The organism is Paraburkholderia sp. HP33-1 (genome assembly GCF_021390595.1).
Taxonomy (GTDB): Bacteria; Pseudomonadota; Gammaproteobacteria; order Burkholderiales; family Burkholderiaceae; genus Paraburkholderia.
Window position 1 is genome coordinate 2,196,679 of the sequence record NZ_JAJEJR010000002.1, and the last position, 25,625, is coordinate 2,222,303.

A 25,625-nucleotide genomic window follows, 5' to 3' on the forward strand; every position below is an offset into this window, starting at 1 on the left:
AACCCCACCGCGAGGGGTGGGGTTTCTGACTGGGTAAGGAGCCTGACGATTACCTACTTTCACACGGGCAATCCGCACTATCATCGGCGTGGAGTCGTTTCACGGTCCTGTTCGGGATGGGAAGGGGTGGGACCGACTCGCTATGGTCATCAGGCATGACGGGTTGCTGCGTCGCTACGGGTGAGCGCCACAGCCAATCGGGAAGAAGCGTAAAGGATTCGTGTGTGGGGGTTGTGCTGTTTCTGGCACAACATGGATCTCAACCGGTGAAACCCACCGGTTATAGGATCAAGCCTTACGGGCAATTAGTATCAGTTAGCTCAGTACATTACTGTACGTGCACACCTGACCTATCAACGTCCTGGTCTTGAACGACCCTTCAAGGGGCTCGAAGCCCCGGGGATATCTCATCTTAAGGCGAGTTTCCCGCTTAGATGCTTTCAGCGGTTATCTCTTCCGAACATAGCTACCCGGCGATGCCACTGGCGTGACAACCGGTACACCAGAGGTTCGTCCACTCCGGTCCTCTCGTACTAGGAGCAGCCCCCTTCAAATATCCAGCGCCCACGGCAGATAGGGACCAAACTGTCTCACGACGTTTTAAACCCAGCTCACGTACCTCTTTAAATGGCGAACAGCCATACCCTTGGGACCGGCTACAGCCCCAGGATGAGATGAGCCGACATCGAGGTGCCAAACACCGCCGTCGATATGAACTCTTGGGCGGTATCAGCCTGTTATCCCCAGAGTACCTTTTATCCGTTGAGCGATGGCCCTTCCATACAGAACCACCGGATCACTATGACCTGCTTTCGCACCTGTTCGACTTGTCAGTCTCACAGTCAAGCACGCTTATGCCATTGCACTATCAGCACGATTTCCGACCGTACCTAGCGTACCTTCGTACTCCTCCGTTACACTTTGGGAGGAGACCGCCCCAGTCAAACTGCCTACCATGCACTGTCCCCGACCCGGATCACGGGCCAAGGTTAGAACCTCAAACAGATCAGGGTGGTATTTCAAGGACGGCTCCACGCAGACTGGCGTCCACGCTTCATAGCCTCCCACCTATCCTACACAGACCGGTTCAAAGTCCAATGCAAAGCTACAGTAAAGGTTCATGGGGTCTTTCCGTCTAGCCGCGGGGAGATTGCATCATCACAAACACTTCAACTTCGCTGAGTCTCGGGAGGAGACAGTGTGGCCATCGTTACGCCATTCGTGCAGGTCGGAACTTACCCGACAAGGAATTTCGCTACCTTAGGACCGTTATAGTTACGGCCGCCGTTTACCGGGACTTCAATCAGGAGCTTGCACCCCATCATTTAATCTTCCGGCACCGGGCAGGCGTCACACCCTATACGTCCACTTTCGTGTTTGCAGAGTGCTGTGTTTTTATTAAACAGTCGCAGCCACCAGTTTATTGCAACCCCTTCACCCTCTGCGCGCAGGCGCATCAAGCTACCAGGGCGTACCTTATCCCGAAGTTACGGTACCAATTTGCCGAGTTCCTTCTCCCGAGTTCTCTCAAGCGCCTTAGAATACTCATCTCGCCCACCTGTGTCGGTTTGCGGTACGGTCACTGTGAAACTGAAGCTTAGAGGCTTTTCCTGGAACCCCTTCCAGTTGCTTCGCTTCCGAAGAAGCTCGCGCCACACCCTTGAGTCCTGTGCCCGGATTTGCCAAAGCACCCTCTTCAATGCAGCGACCGGGACTTCCAACACCCGGACAACCTTCCGCGATCCGTCCCCCCATCGCATTTCACAATGGTGCAGAAATATTAATCTGCTTCCCATCAGCTACGCATTTCTGCCTCGCCTTAGGGGCCGACTCACCCTACGCCGATGAACGTTGCGTAGGAAACCTTGGGCTTACGGCGAGGGGGCCTTTCACCCCCTTTATCGCTACTCATGTCAGCATTCGCACTTCCGATACCTCCAGCACACTTTCCAGTGCACCTTCGCAGGCTTACGGAACGCTCTCCTACCATGCGTGCAAAGCACGCATCCGCAGCTTCGGTATATGGCTTAGCCCCGTTACATCTTCCGCGCAGGACGACTCGATCAGTGAGCTATTACGCTTTCTTTAAAGGGTGGCTGCTTCTAAGCCAACCTCCTGACTGTTTTAGCCTTCCCACTTCGTTTCCCACTTAGCCATATTTGGGGACCTTAGCTGGCGGTCTGGGTTGTTTCCCTCTTGACACCGGACGTTAGCACCCGATGTCTGTCTCCCGTGATTGCACTCTTCGGTATTCGGAGTTTGCTATGGCGTAGTAATCCGCAATGGACCCCACAACCATGACAGTGCTCTACCCCCGAAGGTGATACACGAGGCACTACCTAAATAGTTTTCGGAGAGAACCAGCTATTTCCAGGTTTGTTTAGCCTTTCACCCCTATCCACAGCTCATCCCCTAACTTTTCAACGTTAGTGGGTTCGGTCCTCCAGCACGTGTTACCGTGCCTTCAACCTGGCCATGGATAGATCACCTGGTTTCGGGTCTACACCCAGCGACTGGACGCCCTGTTCGGACTCGCTTTCGCTACGCCTGCCCTAATCGGTTAAGCTCGCCACTGAATGTAAGTCGCTGACCCATTATACAAAAGGTACGCCGTCACCCCTTGCGAGGCTCCGACTGTTTGTATGCATGCGGTTTCAGGATCTGTTTCACTCCCCTCCCGGGGTTCTTTTCGCCTTTCCCTCACGGTACTGGTTCACTATCGGTCGATCACGAGTATTTAGCCTTGGAGGATGGTCCCCCCATCTTCAGACAGGATTTCACGTGTCCCGCCCTACTTGTCGTACACCCAGTTCTTTCATAATGTTTTCGCCTACGGGGCTATCACCCGCTATGGCCGCACTTTCCAGAGCGTTCGGCTAACACTACAAATAAAGAGTACAGGCTGGTCCCATTTCGCTCGCCACTACTCTGGGAATCTCGGTTGATTTCTTTTCCTGCGGTTACTTAGATGTTTCAGTTCACCGCGTTCGCTTCGCGTAGCCTATGGATTCAGCTACGGATACTCCATTAGGAGTGGGTTTCCCCATTCGGACATCGACGGATCAAAGCTCGTTTGCCAGCTCCCCGTCGCTTTTCGCAGGCTACCGCGTCCTTCATCGCCTGTGATCGCCAAGGCATCCACCACATGCACTTGTTCGCTTGACCCTATAACGGGTGAGTCTCTCTCGAAACGCACTGCGTTACAGGTTGAGTATTCGTGTTGCGCCGTATTCCAAAGCGATCTCTCGATCACTTAAAAATACATCGATACAATCACAACCCTGATTCACCTACTCACGCGCCCATCTCTAAGCACGCTTTCGTGAATCTCTTTACTACTTCTTCCTGATTGTTAAAGAACGACAGCCGATAGCGGGTTGCCCCGTACCGCTCTGACTGGCTCAATCGCCAATGCCAAGTACTCAGCAGCACTTCCTGCTGAACCCTTGGCATTGAAGATTGGTGGAGGATGACGGGATCGAACCGACGACCCCCTGCTTGCAAAGCAGGTGCTCTCCCAGCTGAGCTAATCCCCCAGTCATACACAGATAGTTACCTGTCACTCCGGGGTGGACCAGTCAGCACCACAGACAAGACAGTGGTGGGTCTGGATGGATTCGAACCATCGACCCCCGCCTTATCAAGACGGTGCTCTAACCGACTGAGCTACAGACCCCTGAGTCTGTCTGCGTTTCTTCTTCTAACCACAGCCGATAAGCGTGAGCACTTGCGCAGCAATGCGTAGCTCTGGAAAGGAGGTGATCCAGCCGCACCTTCCGATACGGCTACCTTGTTACGACTTCACCCCAGTCATGAATCCTACCGTGGTGACCGTCCTCCTTGCGGTTAGACTAGCCACTTCTGGTAAAACCCACTCCCATGGTGTGACGGGCGGTGTGTACAAGACCCGGGAACGTATTCACCGCGGCATGCTGATCCGCGATTACTAGCGATTCCAGCTTCACGCACTCGAGTTGCAGAGTGCGATCCGGACTACGATCGGTTTTCTGGGATTGGCTCCACCTCGCGGCTTGGCAACCCTCTGTTCCGACCATTGTATGACGTGTGAAGCCCTACCCATAAGGGCCATGAGGACTTGACGTCATCCCCACCTTCCTCCGGTTTGTCACCGGCAGTCTCCCTGGAGTGCTCTTGCGTAGCAACTAGGGACAAGGGTTGCGCTCGTTGCGGGACTTAACCCAACATCTCACGACACGAGCTGACGACAGCCATGCAGCACCTGTGTTATGGCTCCCTTTCGGGCACCCCCACCTCTCGGCAGGGTTCCATACATGTCAAGGGTAGGTAAGGTTTTTCGCGTTGCATCGAATTAATCCACATCATCCACCGCTTGTGCGGGTCCCCGTCAATTCCTTTGAGTTTTAATCTTGCGACCGTACTCCCCAGGCGGTCAACTTCACGCGTTAGCTACGTTACCAAGCCAATGAAGGCCCGACAACCAGTTGACATCGTTTAGGGCGTGGACTACCAGGGTATCTAATCCTGTTTGCTCCCCACGCTTTCGTGCATGAGCGTCAGTATTGACCCAGGGGGCTGCCTTCGCCATCGGTATTCCTCCACATCTCTACGCATTTCACTGCTACACGTGGAATTCTACCCCCCTCTGCCATACTCCAGCGATGCAGTCACCAATGCAGTTCCCAGGTTAAGCCCGGGGATTTCACATCGGTCTTACATCACCGCCTGCGCACGCTTTACGCCCAGTAATTCCGATTAACGCTCGCACCCTACGTATTACCGCGGCTGCTGGCACGTAGTTAGCCGGTGCTTATTCTTCCGGTACCGTCATCCCCCGGCCATATTAGGACCAGGGATTTCTTCCCGGACAAAAGTGCTTTACAACCCGAAGGCCTTCTTCACACACGCGGCATTGCTGGATCAGGCTTGCGCCCATTGTCCAAAATTCCCCACTGCTGCCTCCCGTAGGAGTCTGGGCCGTGTCTCAGTCCCAGTGTGGCTGGTCGTCCTCTCAGACCAGCTACAGATCGTCGGCTTGGTAGGCCTTTACCCCACCAACTACCTAATCTGCCATCGGCCGCCCCTGCAGCGCGAGGTCTTGCGATCCCCCGCTTTCCTCCTCAGAGCGTATGCGGTATTAATCCGGCTTTCGCCGGGCTATCCCCCACTCCAGGACACGTTCCGATGTATTACTCACCCGTTCGCCACTCGCCACCAGACCGAAGTCCGTGCTGCCGTTCGACTTGCATGTGTAAGGCATGCCGCCAGCGTTCAATCTGAGCCAGGATCAAACTCTTCAGTTCAAACCTGTTACTGTTTTCGGGCTCTCTCGAACCCGGTCGCTCACTCAACGTACTGACGAAGTGTCCAGCCATCTTCCGATGACCAAACCTTCCTTTCATTACTGTGTGAGGCTTCTTGATACTTTTGCTGTCAGCAGATTCCGCAGAATCCGCCGTCGCATTGCGCATCAAGCGCCCACACTTATCGGCTGTTAGTTTTTAAAGATCGGTCCGCACCACCCGCCGCACCTGAACCACCCGGCACCGCTTCGTTTGCGTCGCTGCGTCTGCAGCAGAGAAACGAGATTATGGAGAGTGATCGACAACACGTCAAGCCCCTTCCGCGAATTTCTTTCGGGGACAGCAGTCGAGGATGCGACTCCACATATGTATAGGAAGAAGACATCGAGCCCCCTTGCAAAAGCAACGACGCGCCCCTACCTACAATGATGAGCCGCGCGCAAGTACATGGGCCACACACCCGCGCATCCTCACACATTCACGCGAGAGCAACAGCCACGACGATTTGATGTGCGTCAATGAGCGCGAACCCCGAAGCTCGTATATAATGCGAGCCGCGCAAAATTTCGCATGTCCATCGGCCCGCTTCGAGCGGGCTCATCTTTTTTGCTCCCCAGAGCACAGCCCAACAACCGCGTTGAGTCACATCAGGTGATGCTGAGCCCTGCTCGAAACGCCTGACGGTAGCGTCTTGCGTCTCATAGCGAAGCCTCTAGAGGAAAATACGTGAACCCTTTTGATCGCGAAGACTCGCAACACGAAACCGCCGCCTTCACCGCCAAAGTTCCGTCCGGCCGCTCGGCCAAGGGCAAGGGCGCCGGCAAAGCGATCCCCGTGGCAGCCGATCTGCCCCCGCAACAAGCCGAAGAGCGCCAGCGCCTCATGCGCGCACTGATCCAGCTGGGTAAAGAGCAAGGCTACCTGACCCACGCGCAGATCAACGACCACCTGCCCGACAACTTCACGCAAACGGCCGCGATCGACAGCATCGTCAGCGCGTTCAGCGACATGGGCGTGCAGGTCTACGAGCAGGCGCCGGACGCGGAAACGCTGCTGCTCAACTCGAACGCCCCGGCCGTCGTGTCGGACGACCAGGCGGACGAGGAAACCGAAGTCGCGCTGTCGACCGTCGACTCCGAGTTCGGCCGCACCACCGACCCCGTGCGTATGTACATGCGCGAAATGGGCGCGACCGAGCTGCTCACACGCGCAGGCGAAATCGCGATTGCGAAGCGCATCGAAGACGGCCTGCACGAAATGGTGCAGGCGATCGCCGCGTGCCCGCTCGCGATCTCCGCGATCCTCGCGAGCGCGCAGCAGGTCGCCGACGGCGAGTTGCGCATCGACGAACTCGTCGACGGTCTGAATGAAGAGACGGCCGCCGCGGAAGAAGTCGCAAGCGCCGACGCGGATGCCGACGAAGACACCGGAGCCGAAGAAGAAAGCGAAGACGAAGAAGACGACGACGTCGGCCCGGCCGATTCGTCGGCGGCGGACGAAGCTCGCCTTAAGCAGCTTACGAGCGACTGCCTCGAAATCTTCGCCCAGGTCGGCATTTTGTACGACCAGATGAACGCGGCGCACACGCGCGGCGACGTCACCTCGAAGGCCTATCAGCGCGCACGCGAAGACATTCAACAACACCTCGCGAAGATCCGCTTCACCGCACGCACAATCGACCGTTTGTGCGGCGACGTGCAACACCAGGTCGCGCAAGTGCGCGCGATCGAGCGCAACATTCTGCAGATCGTCGTCTCGAAGGCCGGCATGCCGCGCGAGAAGTTCATCGAGACGTTCGCGGGTACCGAGACCGACCTCGGCTGGACCGAGCGTGCCGCGCGCACCGGCGCTTCGACCTATGGCGCTGCGCTCGAGCGTCATCTGCCGGCCATCCAGTCCGAGCAGCAAAAGCTGATCGACATCGAAGCGACGGTGTCGCTGCCGCTCAAGCATCTGAAAGAGATCAACCGCCAGATGGTCGCGGCCGAATCGAAGATGCGCAAGGCCAAGAGCGAGATGATCGAGGCGAACCTGCGTCTCGTGATCTCGATCGCGAAGAAGTACGTGAACCGCGGCATGCTGTTCCTCGACCTGATCCAGGAAGGCAACATCGGTCTGATGAAGGCCGTCGACAAGTTCGAATACCGCCGTGGCTGGAAGTTTTCGACGTACGCGACGTGGTGGGTGCGTCAGGCCGTCACGCGTTCGCTCGCAGATCAGGCGCGCACGATCCGCGTGCCGGTGCACATGATCGAAACGATCAACAAGCTGAACCGCATTTCGCGCGAGATCCTTCAGCAGACCGGCCAGGAAGCCCATCCGGCGGTGCTCGCGGAGCGCATGGAACTGTCGGAAGAGAAGGTGCGCGGCATTCTGAAGATCGCGAAGCAGCCGGTGTCGCTGGAAACGCCGGTCGGCGACGACGGCGATGCGACGCTAGGCGACATGATCGAAGACGCGGCCGTGTCGTCGCCGGCGGATGCCGCGATGCAGGCCGACCTGCGTGCCGCGATCGACGACGCGCTAGACTCGCTGTCGCCGCGCGAAGCGAAGGTGCTGCGCATGCGCTACGGCATCAACACGAAGTCGGATCACACGCTCGAAGAAGTGGGCAAGCAGTTCGACGTGACGCGCGAGCGGATCCGTCAAATTGAGAGCAAGGCAATGCGCAAGCTCATGCATCCGAGCCGGGCGGATCGTCTGAAGTCGTTCCTCGACCGCTAAGCGCCTCTCGCGCTTGCCGTGCGCGCTGCACGGCAAGTCGCCACCCCCTCGTCATACACAAGCAGCGGGATGAACCGGTCGACGGTGAGTCCCGCTGTTTGCTTTGTGCCGTCCATTTCCCGCACGCCTTCACACGCGCGAATACTCCGCTCCGCTTCTCCCCTGTTGTCCACAGATTTTGGGTACAAGCTTGTGGACAACCTGCGAGCGACCGCGCTAACCCATTGAGCGTATTGCATTTCCTGCCCGCGCCGCCGTCGGACGCGCGTCGCGCGGTGCCTGCGACGCGACGCCAATCTCAGAAGACACCACCATGATCGAGCAGGTTCAGCATGCCCTCGCCGGTCCGCGGCTCAGGCACGGCGCTTTGACCCAGCATGTGCCGATCGAGATAGCCGGAAACCTGCAACGTGTCGGCGGCAAGGCGCATCAGCCGATGCAGCACGATCGGCGCGCCGAAGCCGAGCGTAAACACGACGATCGCAAGATTGCCGCACTGAAAACCGAGCAGACGTGACACGCTGACGTTACTGCCGAAACGCAACTGCGAGCCGAGCGACGTATTACCCATCACATGGCGCGCCAGCGCCGCGACATAAAAGCCGCGGATCAACATCGTGCCGATGAAGAACAGCGCGCAAAACAGAAACAGTGATCCGAGCGCGCTCAGCGACGGCGCCTGACCCGCTCCCGGCACGTGGCCGACATGCATCGATGCGAGAGCGCTCTTCAGAAACACCATGAACAACATGGCAAATAACACGACCACGCCGACGAACGTCACGAAGAACAGACCGTAGACGACCCACGCGCGCCCCTTGAAGCGAAACGCCAGGCTACCGAAGCTGCTCGCGTTGATGCGGCACTCCGTGAGACGCATCGATGCCCACGGCGTCATCTGGCCAAGCGTGAGAACGCACAACAGCGCATACGACCATGCGCGCACGCCGTAGCCGAGCGCCGAGCCGGTCATGCCGCCGCGGATTCCGCACCACCGTGTGCGGCTCAACCGATAGCGTTGTGCGCCGAAAAACGCGCCCGCCGCCAACGCGACTATCAGCAGATACAACGCGATCACCGGCAGCGCACCGAGTGCCACGCTGTTCGTCTGCACGCGCAAGACCACGCTCAGCACGCCAGCCGCGAATATCGCGCTGAACACGACCATGATCGCAATCAGGAAGCCCTTGAATAGCTCACCCCCGGTGCCCGTGTACTCGAAGCGCTCGTCCTGAAAACGCATGTGCGACCAGATATAGCGGCGGCTATTCGTGGTCGCCCAGAAGCGGTAGATACCAAGCGTCACGATTTGCAGCAGGAGGTTTCTGAAAAAGATCCCATAGAGATCGCCGAGCTTGCCGTCGTAGATCAGCAACGGCCGCTTCTCGTCGAGTAAATTCATTGTGTTGCCCTCTTTTTCTCATTTAGCGTTTTTGTGGCCCACTCACGCTTACTCGTGCGGCACTTGCAGCGCCATGCGTGCGCGAACGCAACGGGCGACGGCGCTTTCCCGTGCGAAGGCCGGCTCGTGTCGCACGAGCCCGTGTGAAACCTGTCTTTCAGACACTCACGGCATCACGCAAAACGGAAGCCGGCCGGCAAGCACGATAATTACACGGCTTCTTGTCTTTATAAACGGTATCTCCGCATATAAATCGACCAATTCCATTGCGAGATCTCGCGACGCGAGAAATTATTCAAATTGCATAATCTCGAAATTAGAAAAGAATGCGGTAATTTCTATTGAATCATCACAGCTTTGGGCATTCAAATAAAAAAACCCGGCTGCACTTAGATGCTCGCCGGGTAATCCGCCACACTCCGCTGACTGTGTCGATGCGATTCAGGTTTTATTGCCCCTCGAAGTTCTGCTCGAGCGCGCGCTTCATTCGGCACACGCCCGTTTCGATATCCTCGACACCCGGCGCGGCAAACGACAGACGCAGCGCAGCCCTATCGACCGCATCCTTGTAAAACGCGACGCCCGGCACGAACATTACGTTCTGTTCGATGCACACGCGCAGATAGTCGGACGCATCATGCGCCGCGTTCAGACGCGCCCACACGAACATGCCGCCCGCCGGACGATGAAACGCGATGTGCCGCGCGAGATGCATGTCGAGCGCATCGCACAGCGCGCGGCATTTCACGGCATATGCATCGACAATGCGCGGCAGATGCAGCTCCAGCGCGCCGCTCGCGAGGTACTCGGCGGCAATCGCCTGGGTCCACGGCGCGCTGCACAGGTCGACGGTCTGCTTGGCGACCACGCAACGCCGCACGATCTCCGCGTGCGCGATCATCCAGCCGACCCGCAATCCCGGCGCGACGATCTTCGACAGACTCGAAAAATGCACGACCCAGTCGCGCGAACCGGGCACCTGCTCGCTCAACGCGAAAAGCGAAGGCAAGGCCGCGCCATCAAAACGCAGATCACCATACGGGTCGTCTTCGACGATCACGAACCGATAACGCGCCGCCAGTTTCAACAATGCGATTCGACGTTCGAGCGACAACGTCGCGCCGGTCGGATTCGCGAACGTCGGCACCGTGTACAACAGCTTCGGCATGCGGCGCAGCGCGCCCGTTTCGAACAATGCGGCGAGCTTCGAGACGTCGAGGCCGTGTTGATCGACGGGCACCGTGACGACGTCGGCCTGTTGCAGCTTGAGCGCCTGCAACGTGGCCGGATACGCGGGCTGCTCGACGAGCACGACGTCGCCAGGCGCGACCATCACGCGCAGCAGCAGATCGAAGCCTTGTTGCGAGCCGGTCGTCACCAATAGGTCTTGAGGCGCGCATGGTGTACCGCGCCGTGTCATTAGCTGCGCGAGCTGTTCCTTGAGGATCGCGAGACCATCGGTCGGGCTGTATTGCAGGCATAGCGTCGGCTGTTGCGATGCGCGCGCGGCCGCGGCATCGAGCCCTTCACGGTCGAACAGATCACTCGCCGGATAGCCGCCGGCGAACGAGATCATGCCAGGCCGCGCGAGGTATTTGAAAAGCTCGCGGATCGGCGAACCGCTCGGGGCTTCGAATGCGGAATTGAATGAGAACATGGTGACGGCCGCCTGTTTTTCGCGAGAGATCGATTGAGATGTCGGAGACGATCGGCGTCGATTGTGGCCATCGGCGGGCTCGGCGGCAAACGAGATCTACGCACTACTTATTGCGTTATCCGCATGAGCCCTTAGGGCGCTACACCCATGGCTACACCACGTTCTTCTCGACGATCGGCCGGTTTTCGAGCACACGCGTAAAGCTCAGCGAACTCAGATCGAGCGTCGTATAGCGGCCATGCAAGATCAATTCGCTGATGCCGCGCCCGGTCGCCGGTCCTTGTTGCAAACCATGACCGCTGAAACCGTTCGCGAAGATGCAGTTGTCGACATCCGGGTGATGGCCAATGATCGCGTTCTGATCGAGCACGTTGTATTCGTAATAGCCGGACCAGCAGTTCTGCACGCGCAACGCCTCGAATTGCGGCACACGGTGGGCGAGTGTCGGCCAGATCACGTCGTCGAATAGCGCGTGATCGACTTCGTCGAGCGGCAGATCGTCGGGGTCGTTATCGGCCGATGGCGAGACGCCGCAGAGATACGAATTGCCCTCGGGCCGGAAATACACGCCGCTCGGATCGATCAGCAGCGGACAGCGTCCGAGCTTTGCCGGCGACGTAACGTTGAAGATACTGCGGCGCCGCGCGTAGACGGGCAGGTCGATCCCGATCATCTGCGCAACCTTGCGCGACCACGCACCAGCCGCGTTGACGACGACGTCACACGCATAGGTCTTGCCGTCCGCTGTTTGTACCTGCGTGACGCGGTTGCCGTCGCGATGCAGCGCGGTCACATCGGCGGCGACATAGCGCGCGCCGAGCGCCTGTGCTTTCTTGCGCAGCGCCTGCACGAGACCGTAGCCGTCGAACCAGCCCTCGCCGCTTTCGCCATAAGCGCCAGCAACGAGGTCTTCGGTATAGAGCCAGGGGAAACGCGCTTGCAAGCCGTGCGCGTCGAGCAGGCTGATATCCGCGCCGAGACTTTTTTGCAACGCGTGATTCTCGCGCAGCGTCGCAAGACCCGCCGGCGTCGCAAGAAACAGGTAGCCGCCTTCGTGCAGATCGATCGAGGGCCGCGTGCCGTCGACTTCGAGCCGCTCGCCGATCGAGCGCAGAAACTCGATGCCGAACAGCGACATCTGAATGGAAAGCGGCGTGGAGAACTGCTGCCGGATCGACGCCGCCGACAAGGCCGACGACGAACGGGCATAAGTCGGATCGCGTTCGATCACCGTGACGCCGACTGTCGGATCCGACAGCCGCAAGAAATACGCAACCGAGCTGCCGATCACCCCACCGCCGACGATCACGACTTTGGAACTCACGCCTTACTCCACGAGTAACGTGGCCGCTTCGGAACGCCGGGCGGCGCAAACGGATTGCTAAAGCGCGCGTGTGGGCGCGCGCCACGGTTTTACGCTCGCGCGCTCAGTCGAGATTGAAGTCGATACCTTGCGCAAGCGGCAACGCCGACGAGTAGTTCACGGTATTGGTCGCGCGACGCATATAAGCCTTCCACGCATCCGAACCCGACTCGCGCCCGCCGCCGGTTTCCTTTTCGCCGCCGAACGCGCCGCCGATCTCCGCGCCGCTCGGCCCGATGTTGACGTTCGCGATGCCGCAGTCGCTGCCCGACGCGGACAGGAAGCGTTCCGCTTCGCGCAAATCGCTCGTGAACACACACGACGACAGACCGTGATGCGCGGCATTGTTCGCCTCGACCGCATCGGCGAACTCGGCATAGCGCAGCACGTACAGAATCGGCGCGAAAGTTTCCTTCAGCACGACCGACGTTTGCGACGGCATTTCGACGATCGCCGGACGCACGTAGTAGCCGCCCTCATAACCCTTCACTTCGACGCGCTCGCCGCCGAACACCTTGCCGCCCTCGGCCTTCGCCTGGTACAGCGCTTCCTGCATGCGTTCGAACGCTTGACGGTCGATCAGCGGCCCCATCAGCGTGCCCTTCTCGAGCGGATTGCCGGTCGGCACGCGGCTATACAACTGCTTCAGACGCTCGACGGTCTTCTCGTACACGCTGTCGTGCACGAACAGACGCCGCAGCGACGTGCAGCGCTGACCAGCCGTGCCGACCGCCGAGAACAGGATGCCGCGCATCGCGAGTTCATGGTCAGCGGTTTGCGTGACGATGCCAGCGTTGTTGCCGCCGAGTTCGAGCAGCGAGCGGCCGAAGCGCTTCGCCACTTCGACGCCGACCTTGCGGCCCATTTCGGTGCTGCCCGTCGCGCTGACGATCGACGCGCGCGGATCGGCCACGAGCTTTTCACCGACGTCGCGGCCGCCGATGATCAACGCGCTCAGGCCGGCCGGCGCGTCACCGAACTCCTTCAGCGCGTCTTCGAGAATCTTGTTGACGGCAAGCGCCGAGAGCGGCGTTTTTTCCGACGGCTTCCAGATCACCGCATTGCCGCACACGAGCGCGAGCGTCGCATTCCAGGACCACACCGCCACTGGAAAATTGAACGCCGAGATCACGACGCAGGTGCCGAGCGGATGCCACGACTCCGCCATCCGGTGACCGGGGCGCTCGGACGCGATCGTCAAACCGTAGAGCTGGCGGGACAGACCGACCGCGAAATCGCAGATGTCGATCATTTCCTGCACTTCGCCCATGCCTTCCTGCAGGATCTTGCCGGTCTCCAGCGAGACGAGGCTGCCGAGCGCGTGCTTCTGTTCGCGCAGCCGATTGCCGAGCAGCCGCACCAGCTCGCCGCGGCGCGGCGCCGGCACGTTGCGCCACACGGCGAACGCGTCTTTGCCCGCAGCGAGCGCCGCGTCGACCTCGGCGGTCGTCTGGCTGGCCACACGGCCGATGAGCTCGCCGGTGATCGGCGAATGAACCGCGATATCGCCGGCCTGCGCGGCGTGGGCAATGCCGAGATCGGCGAGGATGGTGGACGCGTCCATGTGAACCCCTTCAATTTCCGATACGAAACAAGAGTAAGTTCGGAAACTATACACGCGGGTTTTTACGGCGGCAAGGAGATGCTTGCGGAGTGAAATACCGGTTGACAAAGGGCGACGGCGTTTCCAGAAGGAAACTTTGCGACACTTCGGCGGGTATCCGCCGGCCGCGCGTCAAGCCTCTACCGCGCCCTCGTCCTCCGCCACCGCCATCAACCGGTCGACCAGCACACGCGCGAACGGCGGCAAGTCCTTCAGACTCCGCACGCAGATCTTCAGCTTGCGTTCGGCCCACGGATCGTTCAGGCCGACGATCGCAATCCGCATCGTCTTTCTGTGCCGCAGCGCGACCGACTCCGGCACGATGCCGATGCCGACGCCCGCCTCGATCATCCGGCACGCGGCCTCGAAGTTGCCGACCTGGATGCGAAGTTTGAGACGCGCGCCGAGCGCATTGGCGGCGCTCATGATGAACGCATGAATCGCGCTCGATGTCGGCAGGCTCACGAAGTTCGCGTTCAACACCTGCGAGAAATCGACCGACGCCTGTCTGGCGAACGGATGATCGCAGGCCGTGACGAGCACGAGCCGATCGTCGCGGTACGGCAGCATCTCCAGATGCTCGGCATGCACGTTGCCCGCGACGATGCCGATATCGGTCGCGCTATCGGCGACGCCCTTGACGATCTCGCCACTCAGCACTTCGCGCAGATCGATGTTCACGTCCGGATGATCGCGCAGGAAACGGCTCAGCACGGCCGGCATGAACTCGCTGATCGCGGTCGTGTTGGCCCAGATGCGCACGTGGCCCTTGATGCCCTCGCCGTACTCCTGCATGTCGCCGGCCAGATGCTCGACGCGTTCGAGCACGAGTCGCGCATGATGCACGAAGGCCTCGCCCGCGGGTGTCGGCGTCACGCCCTGGCTGGTGCGATAGAGCAGCTTGAAGCCGAGCTGCTCCTCGAGATTCTTGACCCGGTTGCTGGCGGCGGGTGCCGACAGGTGCGAACGCTCCGCGGCGCGCGCGAGGTTGCGCGTATCGGCGATGTGCAGGAGCAGGCGTAAATCGACGAAATCGAAGTGCATGATGAAAGCTGCTGGCGGAGCATCCGCGAAACGAACTTTCATCTTAACCGGGTGCGGGGGAATTTGACCGGGGAAAGCTCCGAATCAACGTGTATGGGCTAAGCCGACTCTTGCATGATTTCCTCTTGCGGCATCAGCTCGGCATCGGGCGAAATTTCTTCGAGCGTCTGCCGACTCGTTTCGATGCGCAGCGCGAGGATCGCGACGCTCAGCAACAGCAACACGCCGCCGACCATCGTCAGCACACCCGTCACGCCGAATTGCGTGTAGAGCAGCAGCGCGACATACGGGGTCGACATCGATGCCGCGCGTCCGCACGTGCCGGCCACGCCGGTGCCGCGCAAGCGGTACGCGGTCGGAAACAGCTCAGGGATATAGCCGAACAGACCGAGCGTGCAGACCGTGTAGATCGTCGTCACGAGCGCGAAGCCTACGACCGCGATCGGCACCGGCTCGCGCATCTGCACGTAGACGAAGCCGAGCACGATCGTTGCAAGCGAGAACAGCACGATGCCGTTGCGTCGCCCGAGGCGGTCCGTCACGAGATAACCGACGACAGCTCCCGCCGGCGCGCCGAACGACATCAGCAGCACGAAGCCGAGCGACTGCACGATGGTCAGGCCTTCCTTGACGAAGAACGTCGGCAGCCACGCGACGAAGCCGTACAGCGACATGTTGATCGCCATGCAGGTCAGCGCGGCGACCAGCGTGCGGCCGATCATGCCGCGCGCGAATAACGCCGAGAACGGCGCGGCCGGCACCTCGTGACTGACCACGTGCGCAACCGGCGGCAGCTTGCCGACGCGCGCCTCGACCTGTCGCTCGATCGCCGCGACCGTCGCCTCGGCCTCTTCGAGCCGGCCGACCGTTTCGAGCCAGCGCGGCGACTCCGGCATCCGATGCCGCAGGAACCACACGACGATCGCACCGACGCCCGCGATCGCAAACATGTAGCGCCAGCCGAGATGCGGAATCACCCAATAGCCGATCGCGGTCGCACCGAGCAGACCGGAGTTGATGATCAGCGCGAGCAGCGAAGTCCAGCGGCCGCGCGTGGCGGGCGGCACGAACTCGCACAGCGTGCCGGCCGCGACCACGAGCTCTGCGCCGAGGCCGATGCCCATGATGAAGCGCAGCAGGATCAGCCAGTAGATGTCTGGCGCGAAGCAGGCGGCGAGCGACGCGATGCCGAAGATCGCGAGATTGGCCTGATAGGAATAGCGTCGGCCGAAGCGGTCGCCGAGATAGCCTGACAGGCCCGCGCCGATCATCATGCCCATGAAGGTCGCGGAGATGAAGAACGAGCCGAGCCGCAGATCCGTGAAGCCGGTTTTGACCATCGCCGCGAGCGCGCCGTTGGCGAGATAGATGTCGAAAGCGTCGAGGAAGGCGCCCGCGCCGATCAGGCCGAGGATGTTCCAGTGAAAGCGGGTGATGGGGAGGCGGTCCAGGCGGGCGCCGGAGTTGATGGGGGTTGGCACGTTTTGTCTCCTGTCTTTATCGGCTGCGCGGGTGGATGGGTCGCGTGCGCCGTTTGGCTTCAAGAGTGCGACAGGAGGCGTGGGGTGGGAATTGGGTTTTTTGGAGGAAGGTATTCTGGTTTCGTTAACGGGGATGCAAGTGATGCAATTTGCATGCATAAAAGCACTGTCGTGCTTGCGAGCAGTTATCCCTTGGGGTCAGATAGATTTGCCCTTCGTTGCCGGAATAAATTCTTCCCAAAAATCAGACTGCGACCTACGCTGTCCAGGAAAGCATACGGAGCATTCAGGTAAAGCCGTGGAGGGAGAATGGTTGATGACTGGTCCTGCAGGATGCGGACGATCGTCGACGAAATCGCCGCAAGCGTCGCGATCATCGGGCGCGATGAGAAGGGGCAGCTTCAGGTTTCCGCCTGCAACGACCATTTCATGCAAATGACGGGCGGCAAGCGCAACGCCATCAAGTCGTTCCCGGCGTCATTCGACACGCTGATTCCCAATTACGCGCGCCCCGAATTCCGCCAGAAGCTGAGCGAATGCTTTGAATCGGGGGTCGCCCGCGAGCTCGAGCAGGCCTATGACCTGAGGGACGGCACCCACTGGTGGCGCCTGTCGTTGAAGCCGCTGCGCCACATCGAAGGCGCAACCTCCGTGCTCGAAATCATGGTGACGGGCCTTGAGATCACCTCGAAGATGGAGTTGACGCACGAACTGGAAGTCAGCACCTCGCGTTTCCGCTCCGTGGTGGATGCCGCCTATGACGCGATCATTACGATCGATCAGCAGCACTGCATCACGCTCTTCAATCGCGCCGCTGAAGATCTTTTTGGTTATTCGGCCGAGGAGATGCTGGGGCATCCTATTACGGAACTGCTGCCCGAGCGCTACCGCGCCAATCACTCCCAATACGTTCATCAGTTCGCCCGCTCGCCCGTGCGCTCGCGGCAAATGGACGAGCGCAACCGCATCTATGGGCTGCATCGCGACGGCTCCCTGCTGCCCGTCGAAATCGCGATTTCGAAGATCAACGTTGGCGGGCTGATCGAATTCACCGCCGTGATTCGCGACATCGCCGATCGCGTTCGATTGATGGACCTGCTCCAGAAGCAGGCCGTGACGGACGAACTGACCGGCCTGCCAAACCGCAGGGAATTTGGCGACACGGTCGAAACCCTGCTGGGGTCAGACAGCAAGCTTTCGATCTTTATCCTCGATATCGATTACTTCAAGAAGATCAACGACAGTTACGGACACGATATTGGTGATGAGGTGCTCCGTGTCATGGCCAAGGTCGTCATGAACGCCGATTGGCGCATAGGCGTCTTTGCCCGCTGGGGAGGCGAAGAGTTCGTCGCCGCGCTGCCGGGCCTTGATATCGAACAGGCAACGAGCGTTGCCGAAGACTTGCGCGTGACGATCGAGCAACAGAACTTCGAGCATTCCTGGCGGCTCGGCAAGCCCATTCCGTTTACGGTCAGTATCGGCGTGACCGAACGCCTGCCTGGTGAGAATGACGTCGGCGCCATCGTCAAGCGCGCTGACCAGGCGTTGTATCGCGCCAAAGACAGGGGGCGGAACAGGGTAGAAGTCGGATAACGCAGTTCGTTTGTTTGCCGCCTCCAGCTAGCGCGTCGTCCGCCGAATGCAATTTGACATTGGTTCGAAAAGAAACTGCGCTAACGCCTAGACCGCGATTCCCGTGTCATCGCCCCTCCAAAACTCTCCGCGCCTTCAAGATCACCGGCATATCGACCATCTTCCCATCCACGGCAACCGCGGCGCCATGACTCGCCTCGACAGCCGCAAGCACCCGCCTCGCCAACTCCACTTCGGCGTCACTCCACGCATACGCGCGATGCACCGCCTCGATCTGCTTCGGATGAATGCAAAGCTTGCCGCCGAAACCAAACCGCCGTCCGCGCCGCGCCTCGGCCTCGACCACATCGGCATCAGGAATCGTCGTCGACACGCCATCCACCGGCGCACCAATTCCGGCAAGCCGCGATGCAAGCACGATCTGCGAGCGAAACATGTGCAATTCCTCGCCATCGCCATCGATACCGAGATCGACCTGGAAATCCAGCGTGCCGAACACAATGCGCAGCACGCGCGGCGAGCCGCATAACTCCGCGAGATTCGCAAACCCGCGCGCGGTCTCGACAATCGGCAGTACGCTCAACGCCGGATGCGCGTTCGCCAGCACCGCGAAAATTTGCTCCCGCGTCTCGGCCTTCGGCAGCACGATTCCCGCAACGCCGGCCTGTCCCGCGAGCGCCGCAACATCATCGTGAAACCATGAAGTATCCGAACCATTGATGCGCACCCACGCGGCCCGCAATGCATGGGCCGACACCGCAGCCAATACCGCCGCACGCGCCGTCACCTTCGCGTCCGGCTGCACCGCATCTTCCAGATCGAGAATCACCGCATCCGCGCCGGCCGCATAGGCCTTGTCAAACCGCTCAGGCCGATTCCCAGGCACGAACAGATATGACCGAGGCAACCCGCTCATACCGCCACCGTGGTGCGCGATGTTGTTTCGAATACCGAACCAATCCGCGTCTCTTCGGCAACACGCCACGCGTTGCCAAGCAGTTGCGCCGCCTCCTCTTCACTCGCCGCCCCCGAAAACGCCGCCAGCCGATGCAGCTTCGTCGCAATCTCCTCGCGCGACAACGTATTCCCCGGATCGCCCTTCGGCTCATCGACTCGCCCATCGAGCACGCGGCCGTCGGTCGTCGTTACCGTGACCTTGCCGATCCAGCGCGCCGGATAGGCGGCGTCGATCTCGGCGTCGAGCGCCATCGTGACCTTGTCACGGAATGAGGCGATCTCGCTCGCGTCGAAGCCCTGCTCGAATTCGGTCACACCGGCATAGCCGTGATGCGCGACGAGCCCGAGCACCGTGCCCATGTTGAACTTCGCCTGATGCACGGTGCGCGGCGTGACCACGGGACCAAGCACATCGATCGCGCCTTGATGCACGTGCGCGACCACCTTCGCGATGTCGCGTGGCGCGAGACGATGCGTCCGCACGACGGCAAGCAGCGCATCGGCGGCCGGATGCGTATGGCGGCACGCCGCGTGATACTTGAACGACGTCTCGGCGGTCGCCCAGCGGCTGCCAAGCCGGTCGACGAGGCGCGCCGGATCGGCGTCGCTCGACATGCCCGCCGCCATGCCCTGCGCGCCTTCGAGAATGCGTGTCGCGCCCTTGAAGCCGTCGGCGGCGAGTTGCGCGGCCATCAGGCCGTTCGCGGCGGCGATCGCGGTGTGCAGTTGCTTCGAGTCGGCGGCGTCGCGCAGGAACTCCCACAGGCCGCTCGCCTGCGTGCCCGCCGAGCCGAACGCGTCGAGCATCTGAGACGGCGACAAACCCAGCAACCGACCCGCAGTTGCAGCGGCCGCGACCGTGCCGACCGTGCCCGTGGTGTGAAATACCTTGTAGTGCGAACGCCCAAGAAACTCGCCGATGCGAATGCCGACCTCGTAGCCAGCCACCGCCGCCGCGATGAAGTCGCGCCCCGACGCCCGCTTTGCCTGCGCCAATGCGAGCGCGACCGGAAACACCACGGTCGCCGGATGAAACACTGAGCCGTTGTGCACGTCGTCCTGTTCGGCGAAATGCGACGCCGCGCCGTTGATCATCGCGGCGAAATACGGCGTGGTGCGGCTGCGGTCGATGAACACTTCGCAAGGGCCGTCATTCTTCGCACCGGCTGCCGCGCAGGCGAAACGCGCGATCGTCTCGACCGGCCGCGCGCCCTTGCCGGCCAGCGCCGAGCCGAGCCAATCGACGTACAGGTTGACGGTACGCTCGACGACCTCGTGCGGGATGCGCTCGAAGTCGAGTTGCGCGGCGAAAGTGGCAAGCGTGAGACTGGGATGGTCGTTCATGAGTGACGTACGCCGTGTTGGGCCAGGAATCAGATCGTGCCGGCTGCACGCAGCGCGTCGATACGCGCCTCGTCGTAGCCAAGCTCAAGCAGAATCGCTTCGGTATGTTGACCGAGCGCGGGCACCGGATCCATGCGCGGCTCGATGTCGGAAGGCAAGCCCGGTGGTCGCAATGCCGGTATCGCGCCCGCCGCAGTGCCGACTTCCTGCCAGCACTCGCGCGCCTTCAGTTGCGGATGCGCCCACACGTCGGCGAGCGTATTCATCTGCGCGTTCGCGATGCCAGCCTCATCGAGTCGCTCGATCACCTGTGCTGTGCTCAGCTTCGCGAACGCCGCAACGATCACCTCGCGCAGCGCGTCGCGCGCCGCAGTGCGTTTCGAGTTCGATGCGAAGCGTTCGTCAATCGCGAGTTCCGGCTGTTCGAGCACGCGCTCGCAGAACAGCTTCCATTCGCGTTCGTTCTGCAGGCCGAGCATGACTGTCTTGCCGTCGCCGGCGGGAAACGGTCCGTAGGGATAGATCGTCGCGTGGGCGGCGCCCGCGAGCGCGGGCTGCGGCTGGCCGTCGATCGCATAGTAGAGCGGATAGCCCATCCACTCGACCATGCTCTCGAGCATCGACACGTCGATCCGGCAACCACGCCCCGTGCGTCCACGCTGCAACAGCGCGCTCAGGATATTCGAATACGCGTACATGCCCGCCGCGATGTCCGCAATCGAGCAGCCCGCTTTCGCCGGTGCGCCGGGCGAACCGGTGATCGACAGGAAGCCGGACTCGCTTTGAATCAGCAGATCGTATGCTTTCTTGTCGCGATACGGACCGTCCGCGCCGTAGCCGGAAATATCGCAGACGATCAACCTCGAATACTTCTCGCTCAACGCGTCGTAACCGAGGCCTAGTCGTTCGGCCGCGCCTGGCGCGAGGTTCTGCACGAGCACGTCCGCATCGGCAACCAACGCGTCGAGAATGTCCGCGGCAGCGGGCTGCTTCAGATCGAGCGAAAGACTTTCTTTCGAGCGGTTGGTCCAGACGAAATGTGACGACAGTCCATGCACGCGTTCGTCATAGCCGCGCGCGAAATCGCCGACGCCGGGCCGTTCGATCTTGATCACGCGCGCGCCGAGGTCGGCAAGCTGACGCGTGCAAAACGGCGCGGCAATCGCGTGTTCGAGTGTGATGACCTTGATACCGTCGAGTGGTCTCATGATGTCCGCCAGCGAGTCAGAACGAACGCGGCAGCCCGAGGATATGCTCGGCCACATACGAGAGGATCAGATTGGTCGAGATCGGTGCGACCTGATACAGACGCGTTTCGCGAAACTTGCGCTCGACGTCGTATTCGCACGCGAAGCCGAAACCGCCGTGAAATTGCAGGCACGCATTGGCTGCTTCCCACGATGCATCCGCCGCGAGCAGTTTGGCCATGTTCGCCTGCGCGCCGCACGGTTGATGCGCATCGAAACGACGTGCCGCCTCGAAGCGCATCAGGCTCGCGGCCTCAACGTTGATGAACGAGCGCGCGATCGGAAACTGCACGCCCTGGTTCTGTCCGATCGGCCGGCCGAACACGACGCGCTCCTTCGCGTACTCGGTGACTTTATCGACGAACCAGTAGCCATCGCCGATGCATTCCGCGGCGATCAGCGTGCGCTCCGCGTTCAGGCCATCGAGAATGTATTTGAATCCCTGCCCTTCTTCGCCGATCAGATTCTCGGCGGGAATTTCGAGGTTGTCGAAAAAGAGTTCGTTGGTCTCGTGATTGACCATGTTCAGAATCGGTTGAACGGTCAGGCCATGACCGATCGCTTCGCGCAGATCGACGATAAAGATCGACATGCCCTCCGATTTCTTCTTCACGTCCGCGAGCGGCGTGGTGCGCGCGAGCAGGATCATCAGGTCCGAATGCTGCACGCGCGAAATCCACACCTTCTGACCGTTGATCACGTAACGGTCGCCGCGTCGCTCGGCGGTGGTCTTGATCTTCGTCGTATCGGTGCCGGTGCTCGGCTCGGTTACGCCCATCGATTGCAGACGCAGGTCGCCGCTCGCGATCTTCGGCAGATACTTGCGCTTCTGTTCTTCCGAACCATGCCGCAGCAGCGTGCCCATGTTGTACATCTGCCCGTGGCAGGCGCCCGAGTTGCCGCCCGCACGATTGATCTCTTCCATGATCACCGACGCTTCCGTGAGCCCGAGCCCCGAGCCGCCGAAGTCTTGCGGAATCAGCGCGGCGAGCCAGCCGGCCTTCGTCAATGCGTCGACGAACTCTTCCGGATAGCCGCGCGCTTCGTCTATCTTGCGAAAGTACTCGCCAGAAAACTGCTGACATAGATCGCGCACGGCCTCTCGAATGTCCTGAAACGAATCGTGTTGCGTGGTTTGCATAATCGAGTCTCGTGCAATTCAGGCGAGCGCGGCGGTCGCGCGCATGGTCAGATAGCCTTCGTGGTCCTTGGCCCACAGGTCGATGGTTTTGCCGTCGGCGGCGGGCTTGCCGCATACCGTGAACGGCTGGTCCGCAAACGTCGGGCGAAGCGCGCGAAACGCGAAGCTTTGCAGCGTCGCTTGCGGTAGTTCGCGCCGCACCAGATCGACGAGCAGCGTCGCAATCAACGGACCGTGCACGACGAGGCCCGGATAACCTTCGACCTGCGTGACGTACGGATGGTCGTAGTGAATGCGATGACCGTTGAAAGTCAGCGCCGAGTAGCGGAACAGCATCACGGCATCGGGATCAATCGTGCGGCGCCATGTTTCGCCTTCGGGCGCGGGCGCCGGCTGCTGCGGCCGCGCGCCTTCCTGCGGCGCATCGCGATAGACGATGTCGTGCTCCTCTTCGAGCTTCAGTTCGCCATCGACTTCGATCGTATGTTGCACAGTGACGAACACGAGGCGGCCCGAGCGGCCGGTCTTGTCTTCGATGTTGGCGATCGTCGACGTGCGCTCTGCGTGCTCGCCGATCTTCAACGGCGCATGAAACGTGAGCCGGCCGCCTGCCCACATGCGGCGCGGCAGCGGCACCGGCGGCAGGAAGCCGCCACGCTTCGGATGGCCGTCAGGACCAACTTCCGATAGCGGCGCGACCGGCAGAAAGTACAGCCAGTGCCACAGGGGCGGCACGGTGTTACCGCTTTCCTCGCGATCGAGCGTGGCGGCGAGCGCCCTCAGCGGAAACGCGGTGATGTCGTCTTCCACCACCACCTGCTTGTCGAGCCAATCGTCGAGTTTCTCTGAGGCAGCGGACATGGCGGAGTCTCCGGATACAGGTGTGGGTCCTTGTTGGGCCCTACTATGACCGAGGCGCTCCGTTCCGCGAAGTTCGCATTTTCGAAGCGGGGCTTCGGTTTTGCTTAAGACGTTAGGCCCAGCGCGGGACGCCGACAATCCTTTTTCAGCGCGATCGAGAATTCGATGCGGCCTGACCTGTTTTACCGAGCCGCGACGGTGCTCCCGCATCTGCCCGCTTATTTGAGCCCGAGCCGTTTGGCCAGCCGGTTCAGATTCGCCCTGTCGAGGCCCAGCTCGCGCGCGACCGCCGCCCAGTTCCGCCTGTTACGGACCAGCGCTTCGAGAACGAGGTTGCGCTCGAACTCGGTGACCGCGCTGCGGAAGTCCTGCGTCTCGATTTCGTCGCTCTGCGTGACGGCATGATTTGCTTCGGCATCTTCTGCATCGAACAACGCGAAGTCCGCGGCGCTCAGCGTCAAGATACGGCGGCGCTCACGATTGGCCGCCAATGCCTTCAGCGCACTTCGTCCGATCAGATGTTCGAGTTCGCGCACGTTGCCGGGCCATGAGTAATGCAGCAACGCGGCCTGTGCATCGGCCGAGAGACGCAGACTCAACAGGCCGAGCCGCGAGCGATTGTCTTCGAGGAAAAATCCCGCGAGCAGCAGCACGTCGCGGCCGCGCTCGCGCAAGGGCGGTACGCGCAGCGGGTAGACGCTGAGGCGATGATAGAGGTCGGCGCGAAAGCGGCCCGCGCGCACTTCTTCGGCGAGATCGCGATTGGTTGCGGCGATCAGCCGCACGTCGACTCTGTGTTCGTGGTCCGAGCCGATGCGCTGCAACTGGCCGTTCTGCAGCACGCGCAACAGCTTCGCCTGCACCACGAGCGGCAATTCGCCGACTTCGTCGAGGAAAATGGTGCCGCCGTCCGCCAGTTCGAATTTGCCGCGCCGATCCGCCGACGCCCCCGAAAACGCGCCGCGCACGTGCCCGAACAGTTCGCTTTCGACGAGCGTATCGGGCAACGCCGCGCAGTTCAGGCTGATCAGCGGCTTGTTCGCGCGCGGTGACAGCGCGTGGATCGCATTCGCGACCAACTCCTTGCCGACGCCGGTCTCGCCGGTGACGAGCACAGTCAGGTCGCTACCGGCCACCACCTCGATCTCCTTGATCATGCGGCGATGCGCGTCGCTGCTGCCGATCAGCTCGCGCCGGCTCTCGCTGCTCGCCAGCCGATAGGCTTCGGCGCGGCGCTGGGCCTCCGCGCCATTGCGCGCCAGCGCATCGATGCGTTCGACCACGCTGACGGTCGCGGCCGCGAGACCGAGAAACGCCTGCAGCGAGGCCATGTCGATCGTATCGAAGCGCGCCGGGTCGAGTGCGTCGAGCGTGAGCAACCCCCAAGGCTCGCCGCGGATAAACAGCGGGCAGCCCAGACAGTCGTGCACTTCGAGCTGCCCGGCCGCCATGCCTTGCACGAGGCCATCGTAGGGGTCCGGCAGATCGGAGTCGGCGGCGAAGCGTGTCGGCCCTGGCTGGGCCAACAACTCCTGAAAGCGCGGATGGTCGGCGACGCGAAAACGCCGCCCGAGCGTATCGCTGCTCAAACCGTCGATCGCGAGCGGGACGAGCGTATCGCCCTCAAGGCGCAGCAGCGCGGCCGCGTCGCCCGGAAACAGCGTGCGCAGCGCGCTTAGCAGCCGCCGATAACGCTCGCGCTCGGACAGCTCGCACGACAGGTCGAGAATTAGCGGGGTCAATACATCGAGGACAGCCTCCGTAGTCAGATTGACCGCGTAGTGAGTCGTTTCGACTAGGGTCGAATTAACCATCTTAATTGCCAGACCGTTGATCTAAATGCATTTTATACCTGGCACGAATCGTGGATAGTAGAGCCGGTCTGCCGAAACCGGCTGTGCTACTCGCTGATAGACAGACTTT

General features: G+C 61.0%; 14 protein-coding genes, 2 tRNA genes and 3 rRNA genes. 2 read left to right on the forward strand and 17 right to left on the reverse strand.

Going from position 1 to position 25,625, the window contains the following annotated elements:
- Positions 1 to 40: 40 nt before the first annotated feature.
- The 5 genes from rrf to L0U81_RS25975 form a co-directional block, all read right to left on the reverse strand.
- Positions 41 to 154, reverse strand: a 5S ribosomal RNA gene (rrf, locus tag L0U81_RS25955).
- A 130-nt stretch (positions 155 to 284) separates the two neighbouring features.
- Positions 285 to 3,165: ribosomal RNA gene (locus L0U81_RS25960) — 23S ribosomal RNA — on the reverse strand.
- A gap of 295 nt (positions 3,166 to 3,460) precedes the next feature.
- Positions 3,461 to 3,536, reverse strand: a tRNA-Ala gene (locus L0U81_RS25965).
- Positions 3,537 to 3,599: 63 nt separating this feature from the next.
- A tRNA-Ile gene (locus L0U81_RS25970) sits at positions 3,600 to 3,676 on the reverse strand.
- Between the two features lie 75 nt (positions 3,677 to 3,751).
- Positions 3,752 to 5,282 (reverse strand): 16S ribosomal RNA (locus tag L0U81_RS25975).
- Together the 16S, 23S and 5S rRNA genes with 2 tRNA genes alongside form the textbook arrangement of a ribosomal RNA operon.
- Before the next feature lie 726 nt (positions 5,283 to 6,008).
- On the opposite strand from L0U81_RS25975, the gene rpoD reads away from it, so the two are divergent.
- On the forward strand, positions 6,009 to 8,006 hold the full coding sequence (gene rpoD, locus L0U81_RS25980; RefSeq protein ID WP_233807297.1) for an RNA polymerase sigma factor RpoD: 1,998 nt from the start codon (positions 6,009 to 6,011) through the stop codon (positions 8,004 to 8,006).
- Positions 8,007 to 8,304: 298 nt separating this feature from the next.
- Here the strand turns inward: rpoD and L0U81_RS25985 are convergent, their stop codons facing one another.
- The 6 genes from L0U81_RS25985 to L0U81_RS26010 all read right to left on the reverse strand — a co-directional run bounded on the left by L0U81_RS25985 (position 8,305) and on the right by L0U81_RS26010 (position 16,556).
- Positions 8,305 to 9,408, reverse strand: a complete 1,104-nt coding sequence (locus L0U81_RS25985; protein WP_233807298.1) for a YjgN family protein — start codon at positions 9,406 to 9,408, stop codon at positions 8,305 to 8,307.
- A gap of 448 nt (positions 9,409 to 9,856) precedes the next feature.
- Entirely contained in the window at positions 9,857 to 11,065 is a 1,209-nt protein-coding gene (locus tag L0U81_RS25990) for an aminotransferase-like domain-containing protein (RefSeq protein WP_233807300.1), read from the reverse strand.
- A 151-nt stretch (positions 11,066 to 11,216) separates the two neighbouring features.
- Positions 11,217 to 12,389 carry an NAD(P)/FAD-dependent oxidoreductase gene (locus tag L0U81_RS25995; RefSeq protein ID WP_233807302.1) on the reverse strand — a complete coding sequence of 391 codons (1,173 nt, stop codon included), beginning with the start codon at positions 12,387 to 12,389 and terminating at the stop codon, positions 11,217 to 11,219.
- Between the two features lie 103 nt (positions 12,390 to 12,492).
- Complete coding sequence (amaB, locus tag L0U81_RS26000) at positions 12,493 to 13,992, reverse strand: L-piperidine-6-carboxylate dehydrogenase (protein WP_233807304.1); 1,500 nt, start codon at positions 13,990 to 13,992, stop codon at positions 12,493 to 12,495.
- A gap of 171 nt (positions 13,993 to 14,163) precedes the next feature.
- Entirely contained in the window at positions 14,164 to 15,075 is a 912-nt protein-coding gene (locus L0U81_RS26005) for a LysR family transcriptional regulator (RefSeq protein ID WP_233807305.1), read from the reverse strand.
- A gap of 98 nt (positions 15,076 to 15,173) precedes the next feature.
- A complete protein-coding gene (locus L0U81_RS26010) occupies positions 15,174 to 16,556 on the reverse strand; it encodes an MFS transporter (RefSeq protein ID WP_233807307.1) in 1,383 nt (460 codons plus the stop codon).
- Between the two features lie 309 nt (positions 16,557 to 16,865).
- Here L0U81_RS26010 and L0U81_RS26015 point away from each other — a divergent pair, with 309 nt between their 5' ends.
- Positions 16,866 to 18,152 carry a sensor domain-containing diguanylate cyclase gene (locus L0U81_RS26015; RefSeq protein WP_233807309.1) on the forward strand — a complete coding sequence of 429 codons (1,287 nt, stop codon included), beginning with the start codon at positions 16,866 to 16,868 and terminating at the stop codon, positions 18,150 to 18,152.
- A gap of 106 nt (positions 18,153 to 18,258) precedes the next feature.
- On the opposite strand, the gene L0U81_RS26020 is transcribed toward L0U81_RS26015, so the two are convergent.
- The 6 genes from L0U81_RS26020 to norR all read right to left on the reverse strand — a co-directional run bounded on the left by L0U81_RS26020 (position 18,259) and on the right by norR (position 25,516).
- A complete protein-coding gene (locus tag L0U81_RS26020) occupies positions 18,259 to 19,068 on the reverse strand; it encodes an HpcH/HpaI aldolase/citrate lyase family protein (RefSeq protein ID WP_233807311.1) in 810 nt (269 codons plus the stop codon).
- On the reverse strand, positions 19,065 to 20,453 hold the full coding sequence (locus L0U81_RS26025; protein ID WP_233807332.1) for an MmgE/PrpD family protein: 1,389 nt from the start codon (positions 20,451 to 20,453) through the stop codon (positions 19,065 to 19,067). The genes L0U81_RS26020 and L0U81_RS26025 overlap by 4 nt, the downstream gene beginning before the upstream one ends.
- 29 nt (positions 20,454 to 20,482) lie before the next feature.
- Complete coding sequence (locus L0U81_RS26030) at positions 20,483 to 21,661, reverse strand: CaiB/BaiF CoA transferase family protein (RefSeq protein WP_233807334.1); 1,179 nt, start codon at positions 21,659 to 21,661, stop codon at positions 20,483 to 20,485.
- A 16-nt stretch (positions 21,662 to 21,677) separates the two neighbouring features.
- Positions 21,678 to 22,841, reverse strand: a complete 1,164-nt coding sequence (locus L0U81_RS26035; RefSeq protein WP_233807336.1) for an acyl-CoA dehydrogenase family protein — start codon at positions 22,839 to 22,841, stop codon at positions 21,678 to 21,680.
- 18 nt (positions 22,842 to 22,859) lie between these two features.
- A complete protein-coding gene (locus L0U81_RS26040) occupies positions 22,860 to 23,702 on the reverse strand; it encodes an FAS1-like dehydratase domain-containing protein (RefSeq protein WP_233807338.1) in 843 nt (280 codons plus the stop codon).
- 218 nt (positions 23,703 to 23,920) lie between these two features.
- On the reverse strand, positions 23,921 to 25,516 hold the full coding sequence (norR, locus tag L0U81_RS26045; protein WP_233807340.1) for a nitric oxide reductase transcriptional regulator NorR: 1,596 nt from the start codon (positions 25,514 to 25,516) through the stop codon (positions 23,921 to 23,923).
- Positions 25,517 to 25,625 lie beyond the last annotated feature (109 nt).

Coding starts and splice junctions, on each gene's coding strand:
- L0U81_RS25985 (WP_233807298.1), bottom strand. CDS start 9,408: ATGAATTTACTCGACGAGAAGCGGCCGTTGCTGATCTACGACGGCAAG.
- L0U81_RS25990 (WP_233807300.1), bottom strand. CDS start 11,065: ATGTTCTCATTCAATTCCGCATTCGAAGCCCCGAGCGGTTCGCCGATC.
- amaB (WP_233807304.1), bottom strand. CDS start 13,992: ATGGACGCGTCCACCATCCTCGCCGATCTCGGCATTGCCCACGCCGCG.
- L0U81_RS26005 (WP_233807305.1), bottom strand. CDS start 15,075: ATGCACTTCGATTTCGTCGATTTACGCCTGCTCCTGCACATCGCCGAT.
- L0U81_RS26015 (WP_233807309.1), top strand. CDS start 16,866: ATGGTTGATGACTGGTCCTGCAGGATGCGGACGATCGTCGACGAAATC.
- L0U81_RS26020 (WP_233807311.1), bottom strand. CDS start 19,068: ATGAGCGGGTTGCCTCGGTCATATCTGTTCGTGCCTGGGAATCGGCCT.
- L0U81_RS26025 (WP_233807332.1), bottom strand. CDS start 20,453: ATGAACGACCATCCCAGTCTCACGCTTGCCACTTTCGCCGCGCAACTC.
- L0U81_RS26030 (WP_233807334.1), bottom strand. CDS start 21,661: ATGAGACCACTCGACGGTATCAAGGTCATCACACTCGAACACGCGATT.
- L0U81_RS26035 (WP_233807336.1), bottom strand. CDS start 22,841: ATGCAAACCACGCAACACGATTCGTTTCAGGACATTCGAGAGGCCGTG.
- L0U81_RS26040 (WP_233807338.1), bottom strand. CDS start 23,702: ATGTCCGCTGCCTCAGAGAAACTCGACGATTGGCTCGACAAGCAGGTG.
- norR (WP_233807340.1), bottom strand. CDS start 25,516: ATGGTTAATTCGACCCTAGTCGAAACGACTCACTACGCGGTCAATCTG.